This window comes from Pedobacter nutrimenti, from assembly GCF_032678445.1.
Classification (GTDB): domain Bacteria; phylum Bacteroidota; class Bacteroidia; order Sphingobacteriales; family Sphingobacteriaceae; genus Pedobacter; species Pedobacter nutrimenti_A.
The window spans coordinates 261,735-286,878 of the sequence record NZ_JAVTSQ010000006.1 but is presented as its reverse complement, the minus strand read 5'-3'; the positions used below and the strand labels follow the sequence as shown (position 1 = coordinate 286,878).

The window sequence follows — 25,144 nt, the reverse complement described above, 5'->3', positions numbered from 1 at the left end:
GGTTAGAGGCTATTCTTCGTGTAGAATAGCCTCATTTTTATAGTTATCGAAATTAATTATTCACTTTCAGTGTCTTCAGCTTCGGGAGATTCATCTCCTTCTTCAGCTTCCGGTTTTGTTTCACCTTCTGCAATTTCAGGTGTTTCTGTTCCTTCTTCCCCTTCTACAATTTCTCCTTCAACAACTTCTTCCTCCTCTTCTTCGTGATCAATTCTGGCAACTGACGCAATCTCATCATTTCCTTTTAGATTGATCAAGCGTACGCCTTGAGTTGCTCTTCCCATTACACGAAGACCGCTCACTACAATTCTGATAACGATACCAGATTTATTGATGATCATCAAGTCATCGGCATCTGTTACATTTTTGATAGCGATCAAATCACCTGTTTTCTCCGTGATGCTAATGGTTTTTACACCTTTACCACCTCTGTTAGTAACGCGGTAATCTTCAACATCGGTACGTTTACCATAACCTTTTTCTGAAACGACAAGGATCGTTGCTTCCGGATTATCCACAGCAATCATGCCAACTACTTCATCTTTATCATGTCCTAAGGTTACTCCCCTTACTCCTGTTGCAGTTCTACCCATAGGTCTAACTGTAGATTCGTTAAAGCGAATTGCTCTTCCTGAACGCAATGCCATTAAGATTTCACTGCTTCCGCTGGTTAAGCTCGCCTCCAGTAACTGATCACCTTCATTGATGTTGATGGCGTTGATACCATTTACCCTTGGTCTGGAATAAGCTTCAAGAGATGTCTTCTTGATCGTACCTTTTTTGGTACACATGATGATATAATTGTTGTCAAGGTACTCCTGATCTTTAAGATTTTTAACCTTGATATAGGCCTTGATTTTTTCCTCTTTAGGAATATTGATAATGTTCTGAATTGCTCTTCCTTTACTTAGCCTTGAGCCTTCAGGAATTTCATAAACCCTTAACCAGAAACAACGACCGCTTTCTGTAAAGAAAAGCATATAGTTGTGGTTAGAAGCAATCAGTAAATGTTCTATAAAGTCTTCATTTCTGGAATCACTTCCTTTTGAACCCTTACCGCCTCTGGCTTGCGTTCTGTATTCTGTAGCTGGAGTACGTTTAATGTAGCCTTCATGTGATATGGTAATCACAACATCCTCATCTTCGATAAAGTCTTCCATACTCATGTCTTCAGCAGAGTGAACGATATGAGTTTTTCGCTCATCACCATATTTCTGACGAATTTCATTCAATTCATCTTTAATGATCTGCATCCTTAAGCCTTCGTCAGCTAAGATAGATTTTAAGTATTCTATAGTTTTTTTCAGTTCAGCATACTCATCTTTGATCTTATCGCGCTCCAGTCCTGTTAAACGACGTAAGGTCATATCCAGGATCGCACGTGACTGAATATCGCTCAATCCGAATTTCTCCATTAAACCAATACGGGCTTCATCCGGTGTTTCAGAGGCACGGATTAATTTAATAACTTCATCTAAATGGTCTAAGGCAATTAGATAGCCCTCCAGAATGTGTGCTCTTTTCTCTGCTTCTGAAAGTTCGAATTTTGTACGGCGAATCACAACATCATGTCTGTGGTCTACGAAGTGCACGATCAGATCCTTTAGATTTAATAATTGCGGTCTTCCTTTAACCAAAGCAATGTTATTTACACTGAATGAGGTTTGTAGGGCTGTTTGTTTAAATAAGTTATTTAATACAATTGAAGCATTTGCATCACGTTTGATCTCATAAACGATGCGGATACCATCTTTATTCGATTCATCTTTGATATTAGAAATACCTTCGATTTTTTTCTCTCCAACCAGTTCAGCCGTGCGCTCAATCATCATGGCTTTATTAACCTGATAAGGGATTTCAGTTACGATAATCACCTCGCGGTCTTTCAGCATTTCGATTTCAGCTTTGGCGCGCATTACAATACGGCCACGTCCAGTTTCAAAAGCCTCCTTAACACCAGTATATCCATAAATAATACCACCTGTAGGGAAATCCGGAGCTTTTATAAACTTCATCAGTTCCTCTATAGAGATGTCTTTATTGTCTATGTAATTTACAGTGCCATCAATTACCTCAGTTAAATTGTGCGGTGCCATATTGGTGGCCATACCTACAGCGATACCTGATGAACCATTGACCAGCAGATTTGGAATCTTAGCTGGTAAAACAGTTGGTTCCTGCAAAGTATCATCAAAGTTCAACTGGAAATCTACGGTATCTTTATTGATATCGGCCAGCATTTCTTCTGCGATCTTGGAGAAACGAGCCTCCGTATAACGCATTGCTGCCGGTGAATCTCCATCTATGTGTCCAAAGTTTCCCTGTCCGTCTACCATCGGGTAACGCAAGCTCCAGTCCTGGGCCATACGAACCATCGTAAAATATACCGATGAATCACCATGCGGGTGATACTTACCCAGTACTTCACCCACGATACGTGCAGATTTCTTATGCGGTTTAGTGCTTGTTACCCCCAGATCGAGCATTCCGTATAAAACACGGCGATGTACTGGTTTTAATCCATCTCGTACATCAGGTAAAGCTCTTGATACAATAACAGACATCGAATAATCGATATAAGCAGACTTCATCTGCTCGTCTATATTAATTTTAATAATCTTGTCGTCTTCCTGATTTTCTAAATCTTCTGCCATAAAGTAATGTTCGTTAAAAACGATTTAAATAAGGTAATGTTATAACCTTGCGAATTTAATAAAATATTGCCGTTTAAACGTATTGTGGAAAAATATTAAACCCAGTTAATGCCTTTTTTGAGTTTACTTAAAGTGTCGGCTTCAGGTGTATTTTCTTCTGGATGAAAGTTATAGATCCATTTAGCTAAAGGAGGCAGACTCATAAGTATAGATTCTATTCTTCCGTTAGTTTCCAGGCCGAATTTGGTGCCGGAATCATAAACAAGGTTAAATTCGGCATATCTGCTTCTTCTTACATACTGCCATTCCTGCTCTTGTTCCGTATATTCCCTATCCCGGTTGCGATCAATGAGCTCGGTGTAGATCGGAGCAAAAGTGTTTCCTACCTCCACAGAGAAGTTTAAAAGTTCGTCAAAAGACAAGCCGGTATTCTCCGGTTTTAAACGATCATAGAAAATCCCTCCAATTCCCCTGGTCTCCTCTCGGTGTTTAATGAAAAAATAGTCATCTGCCTGTTGTTTAAACTTGCTGTAGAAAGACGGATCAAAACGATCACATGTTTGTCTCAGCAAATGATGAAAATATCTTGCATCTGTATCTATCACATAATGAGGAGTCAGATCGATTCCTCCACCAAACCATCTGGTTTGTTCATCCATCTCAAAATAACGAATATTCATATGGATAATGGGTACAAACGGGTTTTTAGGGTGCATCACAATAGACACGCCGGTTGCAAAAAATTCGTCATTCTGAACATTGAATGCCTTTTTTACAGCATCAGGCAGTTTGCCATGAACAGCAGAGAAGTTAACACCGCCTTTCTCAATGACATTTCCATTCTGGAGGATTCTTGTACGGCCACCGCCGCCACCTTCCCTGTTCCAGATCTCTTCTTCAAATTTGGATGCCCCGTCTGCCTGTTCAAGTGCAAGACAAATTTCGTCCTGAATTTGTTTATATCTGGATACAATCTCTTCTTTAAAAATCATAGTCAAAGTTAACCTTAATGAAGCGCTAAATGGCTTTAAAATTGCAGATAGTACATTTTTTTGACACTATTCTTCTACAAAATTAAGATCTCTCCCAAAGGTTTCCTCTAAATTATACAAAGCAATATAGGCAAGGCCAACTGTAATTACAGCTACACAAACTGCGGCATTGATGATGCCCAGGTTTCCTCTTAGCCACTGAAACAACATACTGACCAAAATTAGAGAACCACGAACCATATTAGGCACACTTGTGGTGACCGTGGCGCGCAGATTTGTGCCAAATTGTTCGGCAGAAATGGTTACAAAAACAACCCAGTAGCCGGTAAAAATACCAAAGAAAACACATAAAATATAGAAATTGGTAGCAGTCCATCCGGTATTAAACAAGAAAAACATGATGGACAAAAAGGTTAATGTCAGGAATACGAAAACAATTTTTCTCCTGTTTTTAAAAATCTGGCTCAGAGCTCCGGCCAGAAAATCGCCCAAAGATATACCTATGTAAGTAAACATTACCCCTTTTCCATTGTCCAGGAGATCTTTTGCATGAAGTGCTTTTCCAAAATCAGGGGCTGCGCCAACTAAGATTCCAACAACGAACCATAAAGGGACTGCAATTAAAATGCAGTTCAAATATTTAAAAAAACGTTTCCTGGTAAAAAGCATCAGGAAATTGCCTTTGGACACGTCTTTTTTAGCCATCTTTTCAAACAATCCAGACTCAAACACTCCGATTCTGAGCAAGAGTAAAATAATGCCGAGCCCGCCACCTACGAAAAATGCAGTTCTCCATTCAAAAAAATCGCCAACAAGATATGCTGCAACGGCTCCCATCAGGCCGATACCTGCAACAAGCATCGTACCGTATCCTCTTTTCTCCTTGCTCATGCTCTCACTAACCAGCGTGATTCCTGCGCCTAATTCACCAGCTAAGCCAACACCTGCAATAAATCTGAAGAAGGCATACATCGGTATGGAGGTCACAAAACCATTCGCAATATTGGCTATGGAATACATTAAAATGGAACCGAAGAGTACGGACAGCCTGCCCTTTTTATCGCCCAGGATACCCCAAAGAATCCCGCCGATGAGTAAACCAGCCATTTGCCAGTTCATGAGATTAAAGCCGGTGTCTGTGAGTTTGTCCGGGCTTACTCCCAGAGCAGTGAGACTTTTGTTTTTGATGATCAAAAACAAAAGCAAATCATAAATATCAACAAAATAGCCAAGTGAGGCTACAAGGATTAGAAAAAATAAGTTCTTATTCTGCTTTAACGCATTCATTACGGTTTGATTTGGTTTTTTGAAAGTACAAACAAAATCAAATAATGCCGCAAATTAAATATAAAAAAAGCTCCCCGATCTTCTGGGAAGCTTTGAAGAGCAGAGCTACATCTTTTTTGTAGTATCCGGAGGAGTAGTCTTCGTTGTGTCGATCATCTTTTTAGAGGTGTCTGTTGTCTTTATCGTAGTATCCGTGGTTGTACTTGTACTGTCCCTGGTTTCCGTTGCATTTTTTGTTGAATTGCATGCTGAAGCGAGTATAATCATAGAGCCCGCAACTGCAAGACTTAAAACTGTCCTTTTCATAGTTTGATTTTTTTAATGTCAATGAAACAATCAAGATGCATTTAAAAGCATTTTGATGAAAACTAACTAATCAACAGTGTTTAAGGAAAAAAGTTTTAAAAACTAATGATGCATTTTCAACTTGTCTAAAAGCTCTGGAGAAACATTTTCAGCATATGCACCATAGGCATCGATTAAAACACCCTTGAGATTGCCCACTGGTGAAGATATGGCATATATAACCGCACTATCTGCCGGATCATTCATACCTTCAAAACGATAAAATTCTTCGATTTCAAATTCCTCGGGCATGAGTCTTAAATCAATGGACTTACACTCTATGCAGTCTGGTTGTAATATGAAATCATATTCATAACCTCTATTGCCAAGGTCTTCTACTGCAGCTGTAACTGTTTCATAAATATACATACACTAATTTACTTAAAATTTACGCTAACATCATACAATTAATTTAAAAGTTCAATAATCTTTTCGATATTTAAGCGTCATGGTTGTATCAGAAAAAACCCTTAAATGGGCCTTGTGCTTTTACCCTCCCTTGTTCTTTCAGAGGATTTGGATCCGGAAATTTCACAAAGACTTTAGAGGTGTAGATGTTAAGATCAGTAAAAGCATTTTAAACCGCAATTATAATGGATCCATTTATGGAGGAACAATATACGGGGCAACAGATCCTTTTTATGCGTTGTTGTTTGATCAGCTGCTTCAGCGACAGGGTTTTAAAGTCAGGGTGTGGCTAAAGAGCGCCTCTATACAATACCTTAAGCCTGGCCGTACCGATCTTTACTTCACTATTTTGATTACGGATGAAATGCTCAATGATGCCATTGAGTCGTTAAATACTACAGGAAAGTTTGTTAAAGCATACCCTATGGAACTTTTTGATAAAAAGGGAGAATTGTGCGCGACGGTAATGAATGAGGTTTATGTGAGGAACCTTCATCACGGAGAAAAACCGGCAGTTGCTTATTAATGGGATTACGGAACTTAAGTATGGTTTATGAACATCAGAAAGTTAATATTACAGGGAGAAGGAACAACACTGGACTTCAAAAAAACAATAACAAACGTAGAGAAGATTGCCAAAAGTCTTGTGGCTTTTGCAAATAATAAAGGCGGGCAGCTGCTTATTGGTGTAGCCGACGATGGAACTATAAAAGGTGTAAAATCTGAGGACGAAGAGAAATACATGATCAATAAGTCTGCACATCAATATTGCAGACCAGCTATAGAACCAGAATTTGAAGAGATTTACGTGGAAGACAAACTGGTGTTATTGGTTAGAATTCATGCAAGCGATACCAAACCACATTATGCACTTGACGAGAACAAAAAATGGTGGGTGTATTTCAGGGTGAACGATAAAAGTATATTGGCCAGCAAGGTTATAGTGGACGTATTAAAAAAGGGAAGCAAAGAAACCGGACAACTGATCTCCTATACAGATCATGAAAAAAAGTTGTTTGAATTTTTGAAAGAAGAAAAAAGAATTACCCTTAGGGAATTCAGTAAAATTACAAGAAGTTCTAACCGGCATGCTCAGAAAATTTTAGTCAATATGATCCTTGCAGGCGTGCTTTTACCACATACTTCAGAAAAGGAAGAATACTTTACAATGGCAGATTCCAGTAAATAGCCTTATCTTTGCTGTTTATCTACCATTTCCTTTTTTTATGCTCCAGACTCTATATTCCAAGTACAAGCCCTACTATTCTGACAATTTAAGACTTGCAATGCCTATTGTTGTTTCTCAACTGGGACATACCCTGGTCCATATGGCCGACAGTGTAATTGTGGGACATTTTGCAGGAACAATTCAGCTTGCAGCGGTATCCTTAGTCAACAGTCTTTTTATGCTCGTTTTGGTGCTGGGGCTGGGAATTTCTTATGGATTAACGCCCCTTATTGCCAGAGAGACCGGAAGTAAAAATTATGATGAGTGCGGTAAACTACTAGTTAATAGTCTTTTATTAAATGTATTTACTGCTGTACTTCTCTATTGCTTTGTCCATTTTGGAACCTTGATCATCATTGATCATATCGGGCAGTCGCCTGAAGTTGTAGCTTATGCAAAACCATACCTTGGATACCTTGCAGTTTCCATTATTCCGCTTATGGTGTTTCAAACCTTCAAACAATTTGCTGAAGGTCTTGGTTTTACCAAACAAGCCATGTTTGTATCTATTTGGGGAAATCTGATCAACGTCATTCTCGGAATCATCTTTGTAAAAGGGATGTTCGGAATAGCACCCATGGGTGTAAAAGGTGTTGGTTTAAGTACCTTGATCGATCGTTGCCTGATGGCTGTGGTGATGTGTATTTATATTCTCCGCTCGCAATATTTTAAAGCCTATATCAAAAGCTTTAAACTTAAATACCTGAACAGGCAACTTGGAACAAAAATCGTGAAAATCGGCGCACCGGTGGCACTTCAATATTCTTTTGAAATCAGTGCATTCAGTGGAGCTGCCATCCTGATCGGAACGATTGGTGCTGTAGAGCAAGCTGCTCATCAGGTCGCTATCAATCTTGCCGCAATCACCTATATGCTCGCCAGTGGAATTGCCTCTGCAGCAACAATTAAAACGGGCAATAATCTTGGAAAGAAGAATTTTATCGACCTCAGGAATTCAGCTGTGGCAAGTTATCATGTGATCATTGGGTTTATGAGTTTAACCGCGCTTATGTTCGTCTTGGCTAATCATATACTCCCCTATATCTATACTGAGGATCTGGCGGTGATTCATATTGCAGCACAATTGCTGATCATTGCAGGATTTTTCCAGTTGTTTGACGGTACACAAGTTGTTGGTTTGGGTGTATTAAGAGGCATTGGAGATGTAAATGTGCCGACATTGATCACCTTTATTGCCTACTGGATCATTGGAATTCCTTTAGGCTATCTTCTCGGAATTAAACTTGGCTTAGGTGTAAATGGCATCTGGTATGGATTAACATTTGGCCTGCTTACTGCATCGGTATTGTTATTTCTCCGTTTTCAGAAAAAAACAAAATACTTAGCTTCCCATGCTTAAAAATAATAACCCTCATCTGGAGATCTGTCCGGATGAGGGTTATTGACTTTATTTGTGTTCAATTTTATAAATCGTCGTTTGTTTGTAAGTCTCCCCAGGCAACAATACCGTAGTTGGAAACTCAGGAATATTAATCCCGTTAGGATGGTGTTGCGTTTCCACACAAAAAGCACCATATGGTCCATAATTCCTGCCACCTTTGCCGTTCTGTACATTCAGATATTTTGAGGTATAAAAATGGGCAACTGGTTCCGTGGTAAAAACAGAGAGTTTCAACCCACTTTTTTCTTCAGTTGTTTCAGAAGCCAAAGAAAGCTCCCCATAATTGCCATCAAGAACAAAGGTTTGGTCGTATCCTTCCTGGGCATCCCAGTCTGCACCTATCAATTTAGGGCCAAGGAAATCATATTTGGAGCCCTCTACAGGAACAAGTACACCCGTAACAACATAGTTATCGTCTTGCTGTAAATAATGGCTTGCCGGCATTCTGTGTGTGTGGTTTTCTATGCTTCCTCCCTCCGGCGATAAATTGAAATAGCCATGGTGCGTCAGATTAATGGCAGTAGGCTGATCTGTTTCTGCTCTGTAATCCAGTACAAGTTCGTTCTCTTCTGTCAATTTGAAAGTCAGTTGTACCGTTAAATTTCCCGGAAACCCTTCCTCGCCATCTGCACTGATATACTGTAAAGTTAAACTTGGATCAGTTGTAGGCAGTATATCCCATACTTTCTTATCAAAACCAATTTTTCCACCATGGAGACAATCATTTCCATTTGTTTGTGGAAGCTGGTAAGACTTTCCATCAATAGTAAACCTGCCATCTTTTACACGGTTTGCATATCGTCCGATGACCGCACCTAAATATGGATAGTCTGCCAGATAATCTTCACTGATGTAACTAGAGAAATCGTCAAAACCAAGTACAATGTCTTGCTTCTCTCCTTTCGCGTTAACAGTAATGAAATGACTGATTATTGCACCGTAATTGTATATCTTAACGTAAGTTCCTTGTTTATTAATGAGTTCAACGGCAAAAATTTCTTTTCCACCAATTACATGTCCGGTCTTTATTAGGTTTGCTTTCATCTGCTTATTTTATTAGGCTTTATAATTAACAATACTATCAATACTTTACTAAAACAAAGAACTTAATTTTATTTTTTTTCAAGGATCACAGGTTTGACAGTCAGGTTCTTTAAACACCTCGGGAAACGATTATCAGTAATATAATTATACTTTTGTAGCGGTAATATCATGGTGTGATTGATGAAATATTAAAATTTTAATGGAGAAACTAAAGTTAGACGATCTGAACAGGGTAAGTATTGAAGAATTTAAAGAACAGGATAAATTACCTGTGGCTGTAGTTCTGGATAACGTAAGAAGTATGCATAATGTGGGCTCTGTCTTCAGGACTGGTGATGGCTTCGCAATCGAGAAATTGGTACTTTGCGGTATTACAGCCTGTCCTCCCCATAGGGAAATTGAAAAAACGGCCTTGGGAGCTACCTTATCGGTTGATTGGGTGCATTTCGAAAAAACTACAGAGGCAATTATCAGCTTGCGGAGTAATGGTTATACTATAATAGCCATAGAACAAGCTAAAAACAGTACAATGCTCAATACATTTACACCAGACCCGGAGAAAAAGTATGCACTTATTTTTGGCAATGAGGTGGATGGAGTCAGTAATGAAGTCATGTCAATGATAGATGAGTGTATAGAAATCCCTCAATTTGGCACCAAACATTCTTTCAATATTGTCATATCAGCAGGAATAGTTCTTTGGGATTTTTTTGCTAAACTTAGATTATAAATCAAGGCCTATGGATCATGCATTATTAAAAAAATTACTGGTAAAACCTGGGTACAGGCTATTGTTATGCCATTCGCCAGAAGATATACAGTCTATAATGGGCGATGTTCCTGAGGCAATAGAACTCAGTTACAAAGACGATCGTACTTATGATGCAGCATTGGTCTTTGTGAGGCATGAAGAAGAATTAACAGCCAAACTTCGAATGTTATCAGCCACATTGAAACCCAATACCGTGCTTTGGATAGCTTATCCAAAAAAAAGTTCCGGAATTAAAACGGATATGAACATGATGGGACCTTGGGATGGTGTTAAAGAATTTAATCTGAGTCCATGTGCCTCAGCATCAATTAATGAAGTCTGGACAGCAATAAGACTAAAACCTCAGGACCAGATCAAGCCATCCGGGCTGGCCAACTCGAGCATAAAAAATAATGCTTATGCAGCGTTTATAGATGTAGAAAATAAACAGATCATTTTACCTGAGGATTTGAAGCATGAACTGGAGAAACATAAGGAAGCTTATCATTTCTTTATGCAACTGGCCTGGAGTCATAAAAAAGAATATGTGCTTTGGATCTTAACCGCAAAACAGGAAAAGACCAGAATATCAAGGATTCAAAAGATGATTGAACTGTTGACAGACAAAAGGAAAGCCGGCGCTAAATAAACACCGGCTTTCTTTTTTATCTACTTTTATACTGATTAGGCATATGGAATACCATCTTTACATGGTAATTTGCTATACCCCATCAAATATTCATCAACCTTTCTTGCAGTTTCTCTGCCTTCAGATATGGCCCAAACCACCAAAGACTGACCTCTTCTCATATCACCTGCAGCAAAGATCTTTGCAATATTGGTCTGGTAATTTCCTTCCTCAGCTTTAACATTCCCTCTGTTGTCAAGTTCAACGCCTAATTTTTCCAGTAAACCTTCTTTTTGAGGGTGCAGGAAGCCCATGGCTAAAAGCACCAATTGACAAGGCAATTCGCGTTCGGTACCAGCAATTTCAGTAAAATTAACCGGGCGTCCGTTTGCGTCGATCTGCCACTCTACATCAACTATTTTCAAGGCTTTAAGGTTTCCATTTTCATCTTTAATGAATTCTTTGGAATTGACTGCCCAGCCTCTTTCGCATCCTTCTTCATGAGAAGAAGTTACTTTTAAAAGCATTGGGTAAGTTGGCCATGGCATATTAGCTGTGCGCTGTTGCGAAGGCATAGGCATGATCTCAAACTGGGTTACAGATTTAGCCCCCTGTCTGTTGGAAGTTCCGATACAATCTGAACCTGTATCTCCCCCTCCAATCACAATAACATCTTTACCAGCGGCCAAAATAGGTTCCTGCTCAAAACTGAAATTCTTTACCCGTTTATTTTGCTGTTTAAGGAAGTCCATCGCAAAATGAACGCCTTTAGACTCCCGTCCAGGAATAGTTAAATCTCTAGGGATTGTAGAACCACCAGCCAGTACAATAGATTGGAAATCTCTTAATAACGTGCTGATCTCTACGTTCACCCCAACGTTAGCATTACATTTGAAAACAACCCCTTCTTTCTCCAAAAGTGAAATACGTCTTGTAACCACATCTTTCTGGAGTTTAAAATCAGGAATTCCGTAATTTAACAGTCCACCTGGTGTATCATCACGCTCGTAAACAGTCACTTCGTGACCCGCCTTGTTCAATTGTGCAGCAGCAGCTAAACCCGCAGGGCCTGATCCAATAACAGCAACTTTTTTACCCGTTCTTAACAAAGGTGGTTCTGCTTTAATATAGCCTTTTGCAAAAGCAATTTCAATAATGTGTTTTTCAATTTCCTCGATAGAAACCGGCGGCTTGTTGATTCCAAGCACACATGCAGATTCGCATGGTGCAGGACAAATTCTTCCGGTAAATTCCGGGAAGTTATTTGTGCTCAGCAAAATAGATGTTGCCAGCTCCCAATCTCCTTTATATACGGCGTCGTTAAATTCAGGAATTACATTTCCCAGCGGGCAACCCGACTGGCAAAAAGGAACTCCGCAATCCATACAACGGGCAGCCTCTTTATTGATCTGTTCCGCCTCATAAGTCTGAACAAACTCATTGTAATGTTTTAAACGCGCTTTAGCGTCTTCTTTTACAGGAGCAGTTCTTTCATACTCTAAAAATCCAGTTACTTTTCCCATAATTTAAGATATTTTTAATTTAGAATTTCTTTTCATTAATACTGCTTTGTACTCCTTAGGGAATACTTTGATGAAATGTGCAGATTGAGTTGCCCAATCATTTAATATGAACTGAGCCAGTTTACTGCCAGTCAATTGAATATGCTTTTTTAATAAAATGTTAATTCGCAATTCATCTTCTTCAGTTAATGGATCCAGGTCCACCATTTCCTTATTACATTTTGATGGGAAATCGCCCTTTGTATCATAGATCCAGGCAACACCACCGCTCATACCTGCGGCAAAATTACTTCCTGTTTCGCCGATAACCAGAACCTCACCACCAGTCATATATTCACAACCATGATCACCAAGTCCCTCAACAACTGCTGTTGCACCTGAGTTTCTTACGGCAAACCGTTCTCCAGCCTGGCCTCTTACAAATAATTCACCAGAGGTTGCACCATAGAGTGCTACGTTACCAATAATGATATTCTGTTCTGGTACATAAGTGATGTTTGAGAAAGGATAAATAGATAATCTTGCTCCTGAAAGTCCTTTACCTACATAGTCATTCGCCTCACCCTCTAATTGAAGAGAAATACCCCTCGCTGCGAAAGCTCCAAAACTTTGTCCGGCAGAACCATTGAATTTAAAATTAATGGTATCTACAGGCAAGCCCTGACCTTTATACACTTTAGAGACCTCATTAGACAACATTGTACCAATTGCCCTATCCGTATTTTTTACTTCGAATTCTTTAAATACAGGCTCTTTGCTAAGAATAGATGGTTGTGCCGCCTCGATCAGTTTATGATCAAGAACCTCACTCAAGCCATGGTCTTGCTGTTCTGTGTTATAGAAGCTCAGGCCATTATCCGGTGCTTTATATAAAATTCCGGAAAGATCCAGATCTTTAAGTTTCCAGTCCGTTTCTGCAATTTGACGAACACCTAAAGCATCAGCCTGTCCAACCATTTCGTTTACGGTACGGAAACCAAGTTCAGCCATCGTCTCACGCAATTCCTCTGCAAGGAAATAGAAAAGGTTTACTACATGATCTGCTTCACCGGTAAATAATTTTCTCAGTTCAGGATCTTGAGTAGCTACCCCTACCGGACAAGTATTTAAATGACATTTACGCATCATTATACAGCCAGAAGTAACCAGGGCAGCAGTCGCCACACCCCATTCTTCTGCACCCAATAAAGTTGCAATAGCAATATCTCTTCCTGTTTTTAGCTGACCATCAGTTTGCAGAACTACCCTGCTTCTTAAACGGTTTTTAACAAGGGTCTGGTGGGCTTCAGCCAATCCAAGTTCCCAAGGCAAACCTGCGTGTTGTATAGAGGTTAATGGAGAAGCTCCTGTTCCTCCGTCAAATCCCGAAACCAGGATCACATCAGCGTGAGCCTTAGCTACCCCGGCAGCAATTGTTCCAACTCCAGCTTTAGATACCAGTTTCACGTTAATACGCGCTTCACGGTTGGCATTCTTCAGATCGAAGATCAGCTGTGCAAGATCTTCAATAGAATAAATATCGTGGTGTGGCGGAGGAGAAATTAAACCTACACCTGGTGTTGCATGACGCACTTTTGCAATCCAGTCATCCACTTTATGTCCGGGAAGCTGACCACCCTCTCCAGGCTTGGCACCTTGTGCCATTTTGATCTGAAGCTCGTCGGCATTTGTTAAATAATAACTGGTTACACCAAAACGTGCAGATGCAATCTGTTTGATGGCCGAACGCATAGAGTCTCCGTTTGGCAAAATTTCATAGCGCAATTCATCCTCACCGCCTTCACCTGTATTGCTTTTTCCGCCAATACGGTTCATGGCAATTGCCAGTGTAGAGTGTGCCTCGTGTGAAATTGAACCAAAAGACATTGCTCCTGTTGCAAAGCGTTTTAATATGTTTTCAATTGGCTCAACCTCATTTAAAGGAACAGCTGGCCTATTGTATTTAAATTCAAATAAGCCACGGATGGTATAAGCTTGTTTCGTTTGCTCATTAACCAGCTTAGAATACTGCTTATAAGTAGCATAATCATTTTTTCTGGTAGAATTCTGCAACAAATGGATCGTTTGCGGGTTAAACAAATGCTGCTCACCTTTACGTCTCCATTTATAAGTACCACCAGTTGGAAGAATCGGGTCGGGCCTGTTGGCTTTTCCAAATACCCTGCTGTGTTTAATGAGTGCTTCATTTGCAATCTCGTCAAGACCAAGACCTCCAATTCTGGATACTGAACCTGAAAAATAAGTGTCTACCACATTTTTGTGAATACCTAAGATTTCGAATATCTGAGCTCCATGGTAAGACTGTAAAGTAGATATCCCCATTTTTGAGAATATTTTAAGCAAACCATTATTTACTGCATAAATATAGTTTTGAGTTAATTTCTCCAGTTTCTGATCTGATTCATGCTCCATTCCCTTAATGGTTTCCAAGGCGAGATACGGGTTAACCGCCGTAGCACCAAAACCAATCAGACAAGCAAAATGGTGTACTTCCCAAACATCACCAGCTTCTACAACAATACCTACAGCACCCCTGTGACCTTTGCGGATCAGATGGTGATGAACCGCTGATACTGCAAGTAAAGAAGGTATAGCAGCGTGCTCAGAATCTAGCGCTCTGTCAGATAAAATAATAACCTGGAAGCCATCCTCTACCGCATCAACGGCATAACGGCATAAACGATCCAATGCTTTCGCCATAGCTCCAGGCTTACCGGAAGCTCTGAAATACGTTTGCAGCGTTTTAGATTGAAACACACCAGTGTCAATACTTCTTAATTTCTCTAATTCAAGATTGGTTAATATTGGATGTTTAATGCCCACACAATGGCATTGCATAGCATGTTCTTCCAATAAATTGCCATTATTGCCCATAAATCCGGCCAGACTCATCACCACTTTTTCACGAATCGGATCAATTGGCGGATTGGTTACCTGGGCAAACAGTTGTTTAAAGTAGGAAGACAAATGCTGAGGTTTCTGAGACAATATAGCCAAAGGCGTATCTGTTCCCATAGAACCAATGGCCTCTTTACCTTCAAGTGCCATCGGTTTAATGATTAAATCGATGTCTTCTCTGGTATAACCAAAAACCTGCTGATATTTAAAGATAGACTCTTCAGAAAGATTACTGAATACTACGCGTGGATCAGACAATTCTTCAAGTCTGATCTGGTATTGGTTCAGCCAGTCGGCATAAGGTCTTCTGCTGCAAACCTGTTGTTTAACTTCTTCATCACTAATAATACGGCCCTGCTCCATGTCTACCACAAACATTTTTCCAGGGGTTAATCTGCCTTTCTCAATGATTTTGCTCTGATCTAAAGCCAGAACACCTGCTTCAGATGCCATAATTACACGGTCATCTTCAGTAATTGCATATCTGGATGGGCGAAGACCATTCCTGTCTAAGGTGGCACCAATCAGGTTTCCATCTGTAAAGGCAATTGCAGCAGGACCATCCCAAGGTTCCATTAAGGTCGCATGAAATTTATAGAAGGCTTGTTTCAGCTCATCCATATCCTCATTGCCGTCCCAAGCTTCCGGAACCAGCATCATTAGTACGTGCGGTAATGATCTGCCTGCATGTAGCAATAATTCAACTATATTATCTAAACATCCCGAATCAGACTGACTTTCATCAATCACTGGTAAAAGGATATTGAGTTCTTCAGGCGTAAAATAAGAAGATGCAAATGATTTAACACTTGCACGGAACCAGTTCAGGTTACCTTGTAAGGTATTGATCTCTCCATTATGGGCAATGTACCTGAAAGGTTGTGCCAATCTCCACGATGGAAAAGTATTGGTTGCAAAACGAGAGTGTACAAGTCCAAATGCAGACACTACACGTTTATCACTTAATTCGGTAAAATAAGTTCTAACCTGTAAAGAAGTCAGCTGACCTTTATATACTATAGTTCTTGAAGAGAACGATGCAATATAAAAATCAGATTTAATTCCGTTTACAGTATTCAGTATGGTTTTTGTCAGGTAGTTTTTAAATACATATAACTTACGTTCAAAATCAGCTCCAGCAGCAATAGCATAAGGTCTGGCTATAAAGAGTTGTTCCATTTCCGGTTCAACCGATAAAGCCATATCACCTATATCAGTAGTGTCTGTCTGAACTTTTCTAAAACCAAGAACTTCTAAGTTTAGTTTTTCAGCAGCACGGTAAATGACCTCGCGGCACTCTTCCCGGGCTTTAATGTCTTTAGGTAAAAATAACATCCCTACGCCGTAATCACCGGATTGGTTCAGGCTAAATCCGATTTTTAAGCATTCGTCGTAAAGAAATTCGTGTGGAATTTGAATCATGATCCCTGCACCGTCTCCGGTGTTGATCTCAGCCCCTACTGCTCCCCTATGATCTAATTTTTCAAGTATGGTAATGGCATCTGAAATGATTTGCTGGGACTTCCTTCCCTTTACATGAGCAACAAACCCAATACCGCATGCATCGTGTTCAAAACGCTGGTCATATAATCCCTGATTGTCTTCTGTGTGGTCCATAAAGCTAAGTGTGTTAGAAACACTAAGATAGAGATTTCTAAATAAAATTGCCATTTTTGTATATATTTTTCAGAAAAATGAATTAATTACTTCTGAATTTATATAAGTATTAAAAATATTGCAATTTAAATCGTTCCCAATTACGAATTTCGCAACGCCCTTATTTGTATTCATTTTTAATAACGGGTTTTTATTTACTTGTTCTTAAGTTTAAGATTTCTTAAAAATTATTTTACACTGCAAACTTCTACTGTTCAGCAAATTAGGCCTAAATCGTCTGGAAACGCAGAATTATTATCAAATTTTCTTTGGTAGAATGATCTCTTTTGCTACTTTTGTGGCGGGCAAGTCTTTTACGATCAGCTCCCTTTGAACTCCCCCAGGGCGGGAACGAAGCAAGGGTAGAAGGTTGTAGCGGTGCGATAAAAGGTGCTTGCCCATTTTTACTTTTTTTCTTAAAGTAAAATGCAAATTCCTAACTATTATTAAAACTGAATTATTAATGACAAGTTTATCTTGTTCTGGCAAACTAATTGCCTAATTTAGCACGTAATAAATCTGATTATTAATTTAAGTATTTTTAATTTATATAATAATATGAAATTTTTCATTGATACAGCTAATCTTGAACAGATTAAAGAAGCCCAGGATCTGGGTGTTTTAGATGGAGTAACCACCAACCCTAGCCTAATGGCTAAAGAAGGAATTACTGGTGATGAAAACGTAATTAAGCATTATAAAGCAATCTGCGCTATTGTAGACAATAATGTGAGTGCAGAAGTAATATCAACCACTTATGAGGAAATGATCAAAGAAGGTGAAGCATTGGCTAAACTGGATCCTAAAATTGTGGTTAAAATCCCTATGATTAAAGACGGTGTAAAAGCAATTAAATACTTAACATCAAAAGGAATCAGAACAAATTGTACATTGATTTTCTCAGCTGGCCAGGCCTTATTAGCTGCTAAAGCCGGAGCAAGTTATGTATCTCCTTTCTTAGGTCGTTTGGATGATATTTCTACAGATGGTTTAAATCTTATTGAAGACATCAGAACAATTTTTGATAACTATCAGTACCCTACTGAAATCCTTGCAGCATCTATCCGCGGACCATTGCACATTGTAAACTGTGCTAAATTAGGTGCAGATGTTATTACAGCACCATTAAGTGCTATAACTGCGCTGTTAAAACATCCTTTAACGGATTCAGGTCTGGCTCAATTCCTTGCAGATCATGATAAAGCAGCGAAAGCAGCTAAATAATCAAGAAAAAAAAGAGGGAGGATCTATATGGTCCTCCCTCTTTTTTTGTTTAAATATTTAAGAAGCCAGCACTTCTTTTACTTTTTCGTAACTGATTTGTTCATCAGGCTCAATTAAAATCCCCTTCACTCCTGCTCCATTTGCAGCTTCAACGTCTCTTGGTTTATCTCCTATCATTACAGATAAGGCCGGATCTATATCAAAAGCTGCTATCGCTTCAAGTAACATGCCTGATTTTGGTTTTCTGCAATCACAATCCCCGGTAATGGTTGGATGATGCGGGCAATAATAAGCATTAGTTATCGTAGCCCCTTGCTCCTCAAACTTCCCGAACAGTATTCTGTGCATTTCTGCAAGGGTTTCTTCAGTATACCTGGATAAGGCTATTCCCCCCTGGTTTGTAATGATGATTAAAAGATAACCTTCGTCATGTAATTTCTTTAGGGGCGGGATTTGGTATTCCAGAACTTCAAAGTCTTCAACTCTGCAGATATAATCATTTCTTTCGTGGTTTAAGACTCCATCTCGGTCTAAAAAAATAGCTTTATTCTTCATTATATTTAATTTCTCTTGTTTTGGTAACGAAAACTTCATCAATAGTATCCTGATTTCTGTTTCAGTTTTTATGGAGTGCAAGTATAATAAAATGATATCAGATGGCTCACAATCTTGAAATTTAACATCAATATAACACTACAGACACATTCGATGATAAATAATCTGACTTATAATCAGCTTCCTAGGTGTTTTATAAAATAATATCTTGCAAGATAGGTTAAGGAATTCTACATTTGCACCACTTTAAACGGAAACGCTTAGGGTAATTGAAAAGATGATTCCGTAGCTCAGCTGGTAGAGCATTACACTTTTAATGTAGTGGTCCTGGGTTCGAATCCCAGCGGGATCACAAAAGCCTCAATGCAAATTGAGGCTTTTGTATAAAAAGATATTTCTAAAACCTTGCTAAATCAAGGCTTCGTTTAATATCCTTGCATAAACTTCTATTATTTTACCGATGCGTGCCGTGCCCCATCAACTTAGAAAGACACTCGATGTGCATTCCTTTAAAGTCCCAGGGCTTTTTTGAGACTTTCTCTATTCAAAGATTCCATCTGAGTAATGGCTTTTGAGCTAGCTTTACCATTGATGTCAATCGCAACATAAGTTGGAAATCCCCCTTCTGCGTTGAGAATAGTTCTTAACTGCGACAATACTTTTTCATTGATAAAGACGTGAATACCTGGAATCTGCATTTCTGCGATCTTCTTTTTCCATAAATTCATATTAGAACCGTGCGTGATGCACAGATATATGTATTCTATAGGAAGATCTTTATTCTTCTCATGCAGGCTTCTGCTTGAAGGCAGATCTGCTATACATGGTGCGCACCACGTAGCCCAGATGTCAATAATTAAAGCCTTTTTTGGGAATTTTGATTTCAGATTAAGTAGAAAATCTTCGGCTTTTATTTGTTCGCCAACTTCGTAAAGATCTGCACCAAAAGGTAATGTGACCAAAGGCTTTCCAATATCTGCTTTCTCTAATTTTTTTGATATTGAAAATAAGCTATCTACTTTTTTTTGATTAAGATTAGCTTTAGCAAGTTCGTTTATTGCGATCCGCTTACACCATGGAGTCTGTATGCTACTGATGATCGCTGGATAGGCGGTGGAATACAGATCCTTATAAGTATCTAGAAGAAATAGCTTAATTACATCCGATTTCTGGGGTGTGTACAAACTGTCTATCAATGCGATTGTACCCTCCAGTCCTTTTCCTTTTGGAAATTTTCCATTCATAGAATAGCTTTTCATGTATTTGTAAAAGAGTGAACCATCGTTGCTTGTAAAATAAGGTGTATGATTACTAATTTCCTTAAAACGTTTGGCAGGCATAACGTCGCCCCAGTATCTTATGCATATTTGTCCGTAAAAACCCGATAAAGTCTCGTCTTTAACAGCCCAACCATAATCGGGATGATCAACGATAAATTCTACATCTATCTTTAATAATTCGTTTTTAATGGAGTCGGCTTTAGAAAGGTAGAGGTCTTCTGTAGATTTTCCTTGTAGTTTGCGCAAGTTCCAGAGGCTTTCATTTAGTTCTTCCTTTTCCTTCTTTTTGAAGAGTACATTTTTGTTCATGACGGTGTTTAATTCTCCGTCATCTCCAAGATATTCAACCCCGTCAGCGATCATGTAGGCACTTGTCTTTTCCAGTTTTTTGGCGTCGAGGACTACGGTAAGTCCGGAATTGACGTAAACTCCGGCATACAGGTAGGTGCCTACGCTTAACCAGATTTGCTGATAGGGTAAATTCTCATCAAGAACAACTTTTGACAATCCCGAAGCATCAGTCGTAGCAAATTTTGTAATTTGAGAACCAACCCCCATATGAACGAAGGTTAATTCTATATTGACCTTTTTGATGCTGTCGGGAAGGTTCTTAATATGAATAGTTAATGTTGGCAGTTTGCGATTTTCGAGATAGGTGTTCATTTTTTTATCCTCTATCTGAAGAGGGGTGCTCTTTTGTGCATAAACCCCGATGCAGCTAAATAACAGCAGGAAATACAAAATCTGTTTCATTTGATATGATTTTTTTTCAGTTAAAGTTCCTTTAATATACATCAAATCGCTTATAAATAGAGCGTTGACCTGCGATAATCGGTGAGCTTGACAGCTTGTCTGGCATTAAGTAGCTGATCGGTACTGGAGGGCCTAAAATAATAATCAACTACTTATGCGTATTATAAAAATTAGGGCCATCAATCTTACTATTAAATATATTTGAGAACTTAGCGAAAGCAAGATGTTTTATTACAGTTAATTTAATTCATGCTATTGGTAAAGTTTATTTATATTCTTAATGGAGATACAAACACACTACCCGAAAAATCCAATACTTAAAACTTACATCGAGTACTACTACTTTTTGAAAACTAGTTCAAAGGACTTTTCCAGCGTTTATTATTCTTTTCCGAATACAAGTCATTCATTAAATATCCATAAAAATGTCACTTGTGACATTGCATCTGATTATATTCATGTTAAAGAAAACAACAAGAATAATTTCCTAACCATCGTTCAGGGAAAATATGAAACACCTTTATTAGTGCGCTTAAAAGGAAGGTTTGATAAGGTCACAATCATTTTTAAGCCGCTAGGCTTGAATCATTTTATTGACAGACCTTTTGCATGTGTTGCAGGTCGGTCATCTCAGATTTTTGAGGAATGGCAAAGTGATCCTGATTATATTTCATTTCTTAACAATTTCTACAAGACTGAGAACAATATCGAGCGGGTAAAATTTCTTGAATTTTTTTTATTGTCAAAACACCACAATTTGAACCAGTATGCCATACTACAAAACGCTATTGAGCAATTAAATAATTTTGAAGTAGAACACTCAATTGAAGAAATCGCTGGAAACGCAGGTATGAACCTCCGTTCATTTAGCCGATTATTTTACAATCAGCTTGGCATTTCACCTGTAGGGTTTAAAAAAATTGCCAGATTTAGGCATTCACTGAAAAACAAATTGTTTAGTGACAATTTCAAAAGGCTTACCGATATAGGCTATGAAAGTAATTTCTATGACCAGTCTTATTTTATAAAGATGTATAAAAAACTTACCAAAGATCCTCCAACTTCTTTTTTCAAGTCAATAGAAAAACTCGCAGACAACCAGCTCATTCTTAAATTTTTTTCTCAATAGCACCATTGTCCGAAAAGTACAATTTTATAAAAATTTCTTTAGTTTATTTTACAGGTAAATGGATTAAAACATGCTGAAATATATTTTACCAATAGTATTCTTTTTATACTGCTCTTTAACAGGCTTTGCACAAAGAAGTATAGATGAAAAAATAAATTCAAAATACCTTGGCGATACTATTAATTGCACCGTATGGCTTCCTCAGAATTGGAATGTAAAACAGCATTATACTACCATTTATACATTTAGTTATGGCGCAAGTAACGCCGAATTTATAGCTGAACAAATAAATTATTTGCGTAAACTCAATATATCTAATCTGCCGCCAATAATTGTTGTCAATATATGGGCAGACATGGATTTAATAGGTTATAATTATGAAACTGGCCTGTTGACAGAAAGAGGAACAAGAACAGTAAGCTGTATTAAAAATGAAATCATCCCCTTATTAGAAAGTAAATACAAAGCTTCGAAATTCAGAGCATACATTGGGCAATCTTATGGGGCAAGCTATGGCAACTATTTGTTTCTAAAACAGCCAGACATATTTTCAGCATACATGTTGATGTCTCCTGAAAGAATTGCTCCTTTACAACCACCTTTCGAAATTACCCCCGAACTCCAAAAAAATTACAGCAAAAGACAAACCTATTATTTTATTGCATCAGGAGACTTGGATATACAACGCCGTAGGGATTATGCAAAAGATATATCAGAAAGAGTTTCTAAATTAGACAGTTCAAGATTTGCTTACCGATATGAAAATTTATCGTTAGCTGGACATAACAATTCATTAGCCATTTGTTTACCAATAGCATTAGACTTTATATACCAACATTACTCTTCTTTTCCTCAACCAGACAGTACTGTAAGAATTTCTTCCTTAATAAAACAGTATGAAAGTAATTTATCTGCGATATATGGAATAGACGTTGATAAGCAGTCTTATGGTGTTTATAGCAATTTCCTTCCCATTATTTGGCAAAAAAAAGATAGTATAGGGCTAATTGATGCCATTAAGTACTTTATAACGAGCGAAAGCGATATTAGACAACTTAGAGATTTTGCATTTTCATGCTCAATTGTTGGATTGAAAGACAAAGCAAAAGAACTTTATGGAGAAGCTATAAATAAAGGAATTGCAAACCAAAAATCTCCAAATTTTTATCCCGGCTACCTGATCACCTGCTATCGTGAAAGTGCAGACTTGGCAGACAACCCCAAAGAGGGTTGGGATTTGCTTCAAAAAGGACTACAAGTCTGTCTTAAACACAAGATCAATATTTATAATGACTATTATCCGAATATATACTATTATTTAGGGAAGTTTGCTTCTGAAAATGATTATCAAACAGAAGAAGGAATTAGATACTTACAACTATATATTGAAAAACAGAAAGATGTAATAACTCTTAATCAATTCCCTTTAAACAAAGCCTATTATTATCTAGGCAAGTGCTATTTTTTGTTAAATGATACAAAAAAAGCGAAATTGTATTTACAAATGGCACTCAACTTAAACTCAAACTATAAGGAAGCAAAAATGCTATTACAAAAGCTATCGGAAAACAAATAATACTAATTATATGACCTGTAAACACACAACAATCAAGAAACCTTTCAAGGCTATTTAAAAGGCTGCCTAGGCGGCGTTATTGAAATATCCACCTCCTGGCATCCACTGAGCTCAGGAACCAAAACGCTCCCAGCATCATACCACAAGTCTATGTAAAAACCGATGATTTTATAGAGCCGTTCATAAATTTAGATATGCTATACAACACCGCAGGCTAACAGTTGTTTAAATATCAATAAAAAAATATAAACAAAATCAATGATCTGTCAGCGTAGGCTTTCATTCTATTTCCGCACGCACCAGGTGGTCATGGCTCTCATGTTTTGTACGTTAGTGGTTTTGATGGGTTCGTAAATATGTCCGTCAAGTCGTTTGGTGATTCGCTGAAGCATTTCCTGGTTGACCAGGAACCTTTCTGATCCGTCAGGAAGGATGTATCGGCCATTTCCAATAAATCTGACTGACGTTTCGATTCCGATTTCTGAGGCGAGACGGCAGAAAAAGTATCCTCCGGGTTTTAAGACATCCCACATGGAGTTTAACATGGCATCAAAATGCTCCTGGTTCTCTGCAAAATGTAGGACCGCGGAGCTAATGACCAGATCAAAACTTTCATTTTCAAAAGGCATTTTTTCTACCGGTGCTACCTGGAAGTTTTCTTCGGGATTGATATGCGGAAAGGCACTGGCAAGATTTCTAAGCTGTGCAATAGCTTCGGGGTTTTGATCTACACCGAATACATTTACGCCACTTTTTAAAAAGTAAAGCAGGTTTCTTCCCGTTCCGCATCCGGCATCTAAAACAGTTTTACAATTGTCATAGGTGCCTTTGGCCAACTGGTCAAATAAATAAATATCAATATTTCCGAAGGTGTCCTGAATGTGCTGTTTAATCATCTCTTTGCAAAGATAAACACTAGGATCCTTTTATCTCACCAATTCTGAGATGAATTCCTTCAGAGTTGTCCGACCACGAATGGGATCTTCTGCTTCTTCATGCTTTTCAAGGGTAATCTCGGTCATTGCCACCATAGACTGCGCCGCCTTTTCTGAAAACCCCACTTCTTGCAAGGATGCAAGCCACTGCGATTTTGGCGTTTGGATAACCTCCACAGGCTTGTTTAATAATTCCACAAAAGCATCAGCCACATCCCGAGGCGAATACTCCTCTGGACCTTCGACATGATACAAACCCGTTTGATCAACCGGTTCCAGCATTAATCCGACAGCAATCTGGCCAATATCTTTAGGCGAGACCATCGGCAATTTAAAATCAGCAGGATATAAAGTATGGAGCTGACCAGTCTTCTTCACCATATCCAAAGACGCTGCCCAGTTGCTCATGTAGTAAGCACCACGAATAATACTGACAGGTACATTTAATTCCGCTAATGCCTGCTCCATGCTATACAGCACACCTAAATCCCCAATATTGTCGCCAGGCTGCGCCCCGTAAGTAGACTCAGCCACCACTTTTTTAATTTCAGAACCTTTCAACGCTTTTAAAATAGCAGCTAAACTCTTCTTCTCCCGGGCAACAGTATCAGTAGAAGGAGCCGCCGGAGGATTCAATAAAAACAAACGCTCTCCCCGATTAAAAACTTCCCTTAGCGCCTGCTCATCAAAAATGTCCACCACCGCAAACTCCGCTCCTTTCTGCTCCCATTCTTCTCTCTTATCTGGATCATGCGAAATAATCGTCACCTTTTCCCCTTTAACAATTAAAGCCTCAGCTAATGCAGAACCAATATGTCCTGTCCCTCCTAGTATAACATGCATAACAAGAACTTTTAATGAAATGATATATTATAT

The 25,144-nt window shown here is 38.6% G+C and carries 20 protein-coding genes, 1 tRNA gene and 1 other RNA gene; 10 read left to right on the top strand and 12 right to left on the bottom strand.

Annotation, left to right across the window (positions count from 1 at the left end):
- Positions 1 to 56: 56 nt before the first annotated feature.
- The 5 genes from gyrA to R2S08_RS12715 all read right to left on the bottom strand — a co-directional run bounded on the left by gyrA (position 57) and on the right by R2S08_RS12715 (position 5,647).
- Positions 57 to 2,654 carry a DNA gyrase subunit A gene (gene gyrA, locus R2S08_RS12735; protein WP_316835538.1) on the bottom strand — a complete coding sequence of 866 codons (2,598 nt, stop codon included), beginning with the start codon at positions 2,652 to 2,654 and terminating at the stop codon, positions 57 to 59.
- A gap of 95 nt (positions 2,655 to 2,749) precedes the next feature.
- Positions 2,750 to 3,646, bottom strand: coding sequence for an oxygen-dependent coproporphyrinogen oxidase (gene hemF, locus R2S08_RS12730; protein WP_316835537.1), 897 nt, complete (start codon positions 3,644 to 3,646; stop codon positions 2,750 to 2,752).
- Between the two features lie 66 nt (positions 3,647 to 3,712).
- Entirely contained in the window at positions 3,713 to 4,933 is a 1,221-nt protein-coding gene (locus R2S08_RS12725) for an MFS transporter (protein ID WP_316835536.1), read from the bottom strand.
- Positions 4,934 to 5,038: 105 nt separating this feature from the next.
- Positions 5,039 to 5,239, bottom strand: a complete 201-nt coding sequence (locus tag R2S08_RS12720) for a coproporphyrinogen III oxidase (RefSeq protein WP_316835535.1) — start codon at positions 5,237 to 5,239, stop codon at positions 5,039 to 5,041.
- A gap of 102 nt (positions 5,240 to 5,341) precedes the next feature.
- On the bottom strand, positions 5,342 to 5,647 hold the full coding sequence (locus R2S08_RS12715) for a phosphoribosylpyrophosphate synthetase (RefSeq protein ID WP_316835534.1): 306 nt from the start codon (positions 5,645 to 5,647) through the stop codon (positions 5,342 to 5,344).
- Between the two features lie 79 nt (positions 5,648 to 5,726).
- On the opposite strand from R2S08_RS12715, the gene R2S08_RS12710 reads away from it, so the two are divergent.
- The 3 genes from R2S08_RS12710 to R2S08_RS12700 are packed head-to-tail and all read left to right on the top strand — an operon-like array spanning position 5,727 to position 8,274.
- Positions 5,727 to 6,212, top strand: coding sequence for a DUF4442 domain-containing protein (locus R2S08_RS12710; RefSeq protein WP_316835533.1), 486 nt, complete (start codon positions 5,727 to 5,729; stop codon positions 6,210 to 6,212).
- Between the two features lie 27 nt (positions 6,213 to 6,239).
- Positions 6,240 to 6,875, top strand: a complete 636-nt coding sequence (locus R2S08_RS12705) for a helix-turn-helix domain-containing protein (RefSeq protein ID WP_133778202.1) — start codon at positions 6,240 to 6,242, stop codon at positions 6,873 to 6,875.
- 37 nt (positions 6,876 to 6,912) lie between these two features.
- Positions 6,913 to 8,274 (top strand): MATE family efflux transporter, encoded by a 1,362-nt coding sequence (locus R2S08_RS12700; RefSeq protein ID WP_316835532.1) that lies wholly within the window; start codon positions 6,913 to 6,915, stop codon positions 8,272 to 8,274.
- Positions 8,275 to 8,322: 48 nt separating this feature from the next.
- On the opposite strand, the gene R2S08_RS12695 is transcribed toward R2S08_RS12700, so the two are convergent.
- Entirely contained in the window at positions 8,323 to 9,360 is a 1,038-nt protein-coding gene (locus R2S08_RS12695; protein WP_316835531.1) for an aldose epimerase family protein, read from the bottom strand.
- 199 nt (positions 9,361 to 9,559) lie between these two features.
- Between R2S08_RS12695 and R2S08_RS12690 the strand changes: the two genes are divergently transcribed.
- Together R2S08_RS12690 and R2S08_RS12685 are read left to right on the top strand one after the other, a co-directional pair.
- Complete coding sequence (locus tag R2S08_RS12690; protein WP_316835530.1) at positions 9,560 to 10,090, top strand: RNA methyltransferase; 531 nt, start codon at positions 9,560 to 9,562, stop codon at positions 10,088 to 10,090.
- Positions 10,091 to 10,100: 10 nt separating this feature from the next.
- A complete protein-coding gene (locus R2S08_RS12685; protein WP_316835529.1) occupies positions 10,101 to 10,760 on the top strand; it encodes a YdeI/OmpD-associated family protein in 660 nt (219 codons plus the stop codon).
- Between the two features lie 35 nt (positions 10,761 to 10,795).
- Here the strand turns inward: R2S08_RS12685 and R2S08_RS12680 are convergent, their stop codons facing one another.
- Together R2S08_RS12680 and gltB are read right to left on the bottom strand one after the other, a co-directional pair.
- Positions 10,796 to 12,262, bottom strand: a complete 1,467-nt coding sequence (locus R2S08_RS12680) for a glutamate synthase subunit beta (RefSeq protein WP_316835528.1) — start codon at positions 12,260 to 12,262, stop codon at positions 10,796 to 10,798.
- Between the two features lie 3 nt (positions 12,263 to 12,265).
- A complete protein-coding gene (gene gltB / locus R2S08_RS12675) occupies positions 12,266 to 16,777 on the bottom strand; it encodes a glutamate synthase large subunit (protein ID WP_316835527.1) in 4,512 nt (1,503 codons plus the stop codon).
- A gap of 342 nt (positions 16,778 to 17,119) precedes the next feature.
- On the opposite strand from gltB, the gene ffs reads away from it, so the two are divergent.
- Together ffs and fsa are read left to right on the top strand one after the other, a co-directional pair.
- Positions 17,120 to 17,219, top strand: an RNA gene (gene ffs / locus R2S08_RS12670) — signal recognition particle sRNA small type.
- A 155-nt stretch (positions 17,220 to 17,374) separates the two neighbouring features.
- Entirely contained in the window at positions 17,375 to 18,040 is a 666-nt protein-coding gene (gene fsa, locus R2S08_RS12665; RefSeq protein ID WP_133778209.1) for a fructose-6-phosphate aldolase, read from the top strand.
- A 57-nt stretch (positions 18,041 to 18,097) separates the two neighbouring features.
- Here fsa and R2S08_RS12660 read toward each other — a convergent pair whose 3' ends face one another.
- Complete coding sequence (locus tag R2S08_RS12660; protein WP_316835526.1) at positions 18,098 to 18,595, bottom strand: HAD family hydrolase; 498 nt, start codon at positions 18,593 to 18,595, stop codon at positions 18,098 to 18,100.
- Between the two features lie 279 nt (positions 18,596 to 18,874).
- On the opposite strand from R2S08_RS12660, the gene R2S08_RS12655 reads away from it, so the two are divergent.
- A tRNA-Lys gene (locus R2S08_RS12655) sits at positions 18,875 to 18,947 on the top strand.
- Positions 18,948 to 19,104: 157 nt separating this feature from the next.
- On the opposite strand, the gene R2S08_RS12650 is transcribed toward R2S08_RS12655, so the two are convergent.
- Positions 19,105 to 20,628 carry a hypothetical protein gene (locus R2S08_RS12650; protein ID WP_316835525.1) on the bottom strand — a complete coding sequence of 508 codons (1,524 nt, stop codon included), beginning with the start codon at positions 20,626 to 20,628 and terminating at the stop codon, positions 19,105 to 19,107.
- Between the two features lie 280 nt (positions 20,629 to 20,908).
- On the opposite strand from R2S08_RS12650, the gene R2S08_RS12645 reads away from it, so the two are divergent.
- The gene (locus R2S08_RS12645; protein ID WP_316835524.1) at positions 20,909 to 21,757 is read left to right on the top strand and encodes a helix-turn-helix domain-containing protein; all 849 of its coding nucleotides are present in this window, start codon (positions 20,909 to 20,911) and stop codon (positions 21,755 to 21,757) included.
- Between the two features lie 70 nt (positions 21,758 to 21,827).
- The gene (locus R2S08_RS12640) at positions 21,828 to 23,333 is read left to right on the top strand and encodes an alpha/beta hydrolase-fold protein (RefSeq protein ID WP_316835523.1); all 1,506 of its coding nucleotides are present in this window, start codon (positions 21,828 to 21,830) and stop codon (positions 23,331 to 23,333) included.
- Positions 23,334 to 23,617: 284 nt separating this feature from the next.
- On the opposite strand, the gene R2S08_RS12635 is transcribed toward R2S08_RS12640, so the two are convergent.
- On the bottom strand, positions 23,618 to 24,229 hold the full coding sequence (locus tag R2S08_RS12635; RefSeq protein ID WP_316835522.1) for a class I SAM-dependent methyltransferase: 612 nt from the start codon (positions 24,227 to 24,229) through the stop codon (positions 23,618 to 23,620).
- A 30-nt stretch (positions 24,230 to 24,259) separates the two neighbouring features.
- Positions 24,260 to 25,111, bottom strand: a complete 852-nt coding sequence (locus R2S08_RS12630; protein ID WP_316835521.1) for an NmrA family NAD(P)-binding protein — start codon at positions 25,109 to 25,111, stop codon at positions 24,260 to 24,262.
- Positions 25,112 to 25,144: the final 33 nt, after the last annotated feature.

Coding starts and splice junctions, on each gene's coding strand:
- gltB (WP_316835527.1), bottom strand. CDS start 16,777: ATGGACCACACAGAAGACAATCAGGGATTATATGACCAGCGTTTTGAA.
- R2S08_RS12650 (WP_316835525.1), bottom strand. CDS start 20,628: ATGAAACAGATTTTGTATTTCCTGCTGTTATTTAGCTGCATCGGGGTT.
- R2S08_RS12640 (WP_316835523.1), top strand. CDS start 21,828: ATGCTGAAATATATTTTACCAATAGTATTCTTTTTATACTGCTCTTTA.
- R2S08_RS12645 (WP_316835524.1), top strand. CDS start 20,909: ATGGAGATACAAACACACTACCCGAAAAATCCAATACTTAAAACTTAC.
- R2S08_RS12635 (WP_316835522.1), bottom strand. CDS start 24,229: ATGATTAAACAGCACATTCAGGACACCTTCGGAAATATTGATATTTAT.
- R2S08_RS12685 (WP_316835529.1), top strand. CDS start 10,101: ATGGATCATGCATTATTAAAAAAATTACTGGTAAAACCTGGGTACAGG.
- R2S08_RS12720 (WP_316835535.1), bottom strand. CDS start 5,239: ATGAAAAGGACAGTTTTAAGTCTTGCAGTTGCGGGCTCTATGATTATA.
- R2S08_RS12710 (WP_316835533.1), top strand. CDS start 5,727: ATGGTTGTATCAGAAAAAACCCTTAAATGGGCCTTGTGCTTTTACCCT.
- R2S08_RS12700 (WP_316835532.1), top strand. CDS start 6,913: ATGCTCCAGACTCTATATTCCAAGTACAAGCCCTACTATTCTGACAAT.
- fsa (WP_133778209.1), top strand. CDS start 17,375: ATGAAATTTTTCATTGATACAGCTAATCTTGAACAGATTAAAGAAGCC.
- R2S08_RS12695 (WP_316835531.1), bottom strand. CDS start 9,360: ATGAAAGCAAACCTAATAAAGACCGGACATGTAATTGGTGGAAAAGAA.
- gyrA (WP_316835538.1), bottom strand. CDS start 2,654: ATGGCAGAAGATTTAGAAAATCAGGAAGACGACAAGATTATTAAAATT.
- R2S08_RS12660 (WP_316835526.1), bottom strand. CDS start 18,595: ATGAAGAATAAAGCTATTTTTTTAGACCGAGATGGAGTCTTAAACCAC.
- R2S08_RS12690 (WP_316835530.1), top strand. CDS start 9,560: ATGGAGAAACTAAAGTTAGACGATCTGAACAGGGTAAGTATTGAAGAA.
- R2S08_RS12680 (WP_316835528.1), bottom strand. CDS start 12,262: ATGGGAAAAGTAACTGGATTTTTAGAGTATGAAAGAACTGCTCCTGTA.
- hemF (WP_316835537.1), bottom strand. CDS start 3,646: ATGATTTTTAAAGAAGAGATTGTATCCAGATATAAACAAATTCAGGAC.
- R2S08_RS12725 (WP_316835536.1), bottom strand. CDS start 4,933: ATGAATGCGTTAAAGCAGAATAAGAACTTATTTTTTCTAATCCTTGTA.
- R2S08_RS12715 (WP_316835534.1), bottom strand. CDS start 5,647: ATGTATATTTATGAAACAGTTACAGCTGCAGTAGAAGACCTTGGCAAT.
- R2S08_RS12705 (WP_133778202.1), top strand. CDS start 6,240: ATGAACATCAGAAAGTTAATATTACAGGGAGAAGGAACAACACTGGAC.
- R2S08_RS12630 (WP_316835521.1), bottom strand. CDS start 25,111: ATGCATGTTATACTAGGAGGGACAGGACATATTGGTTCTGCATTAGCT.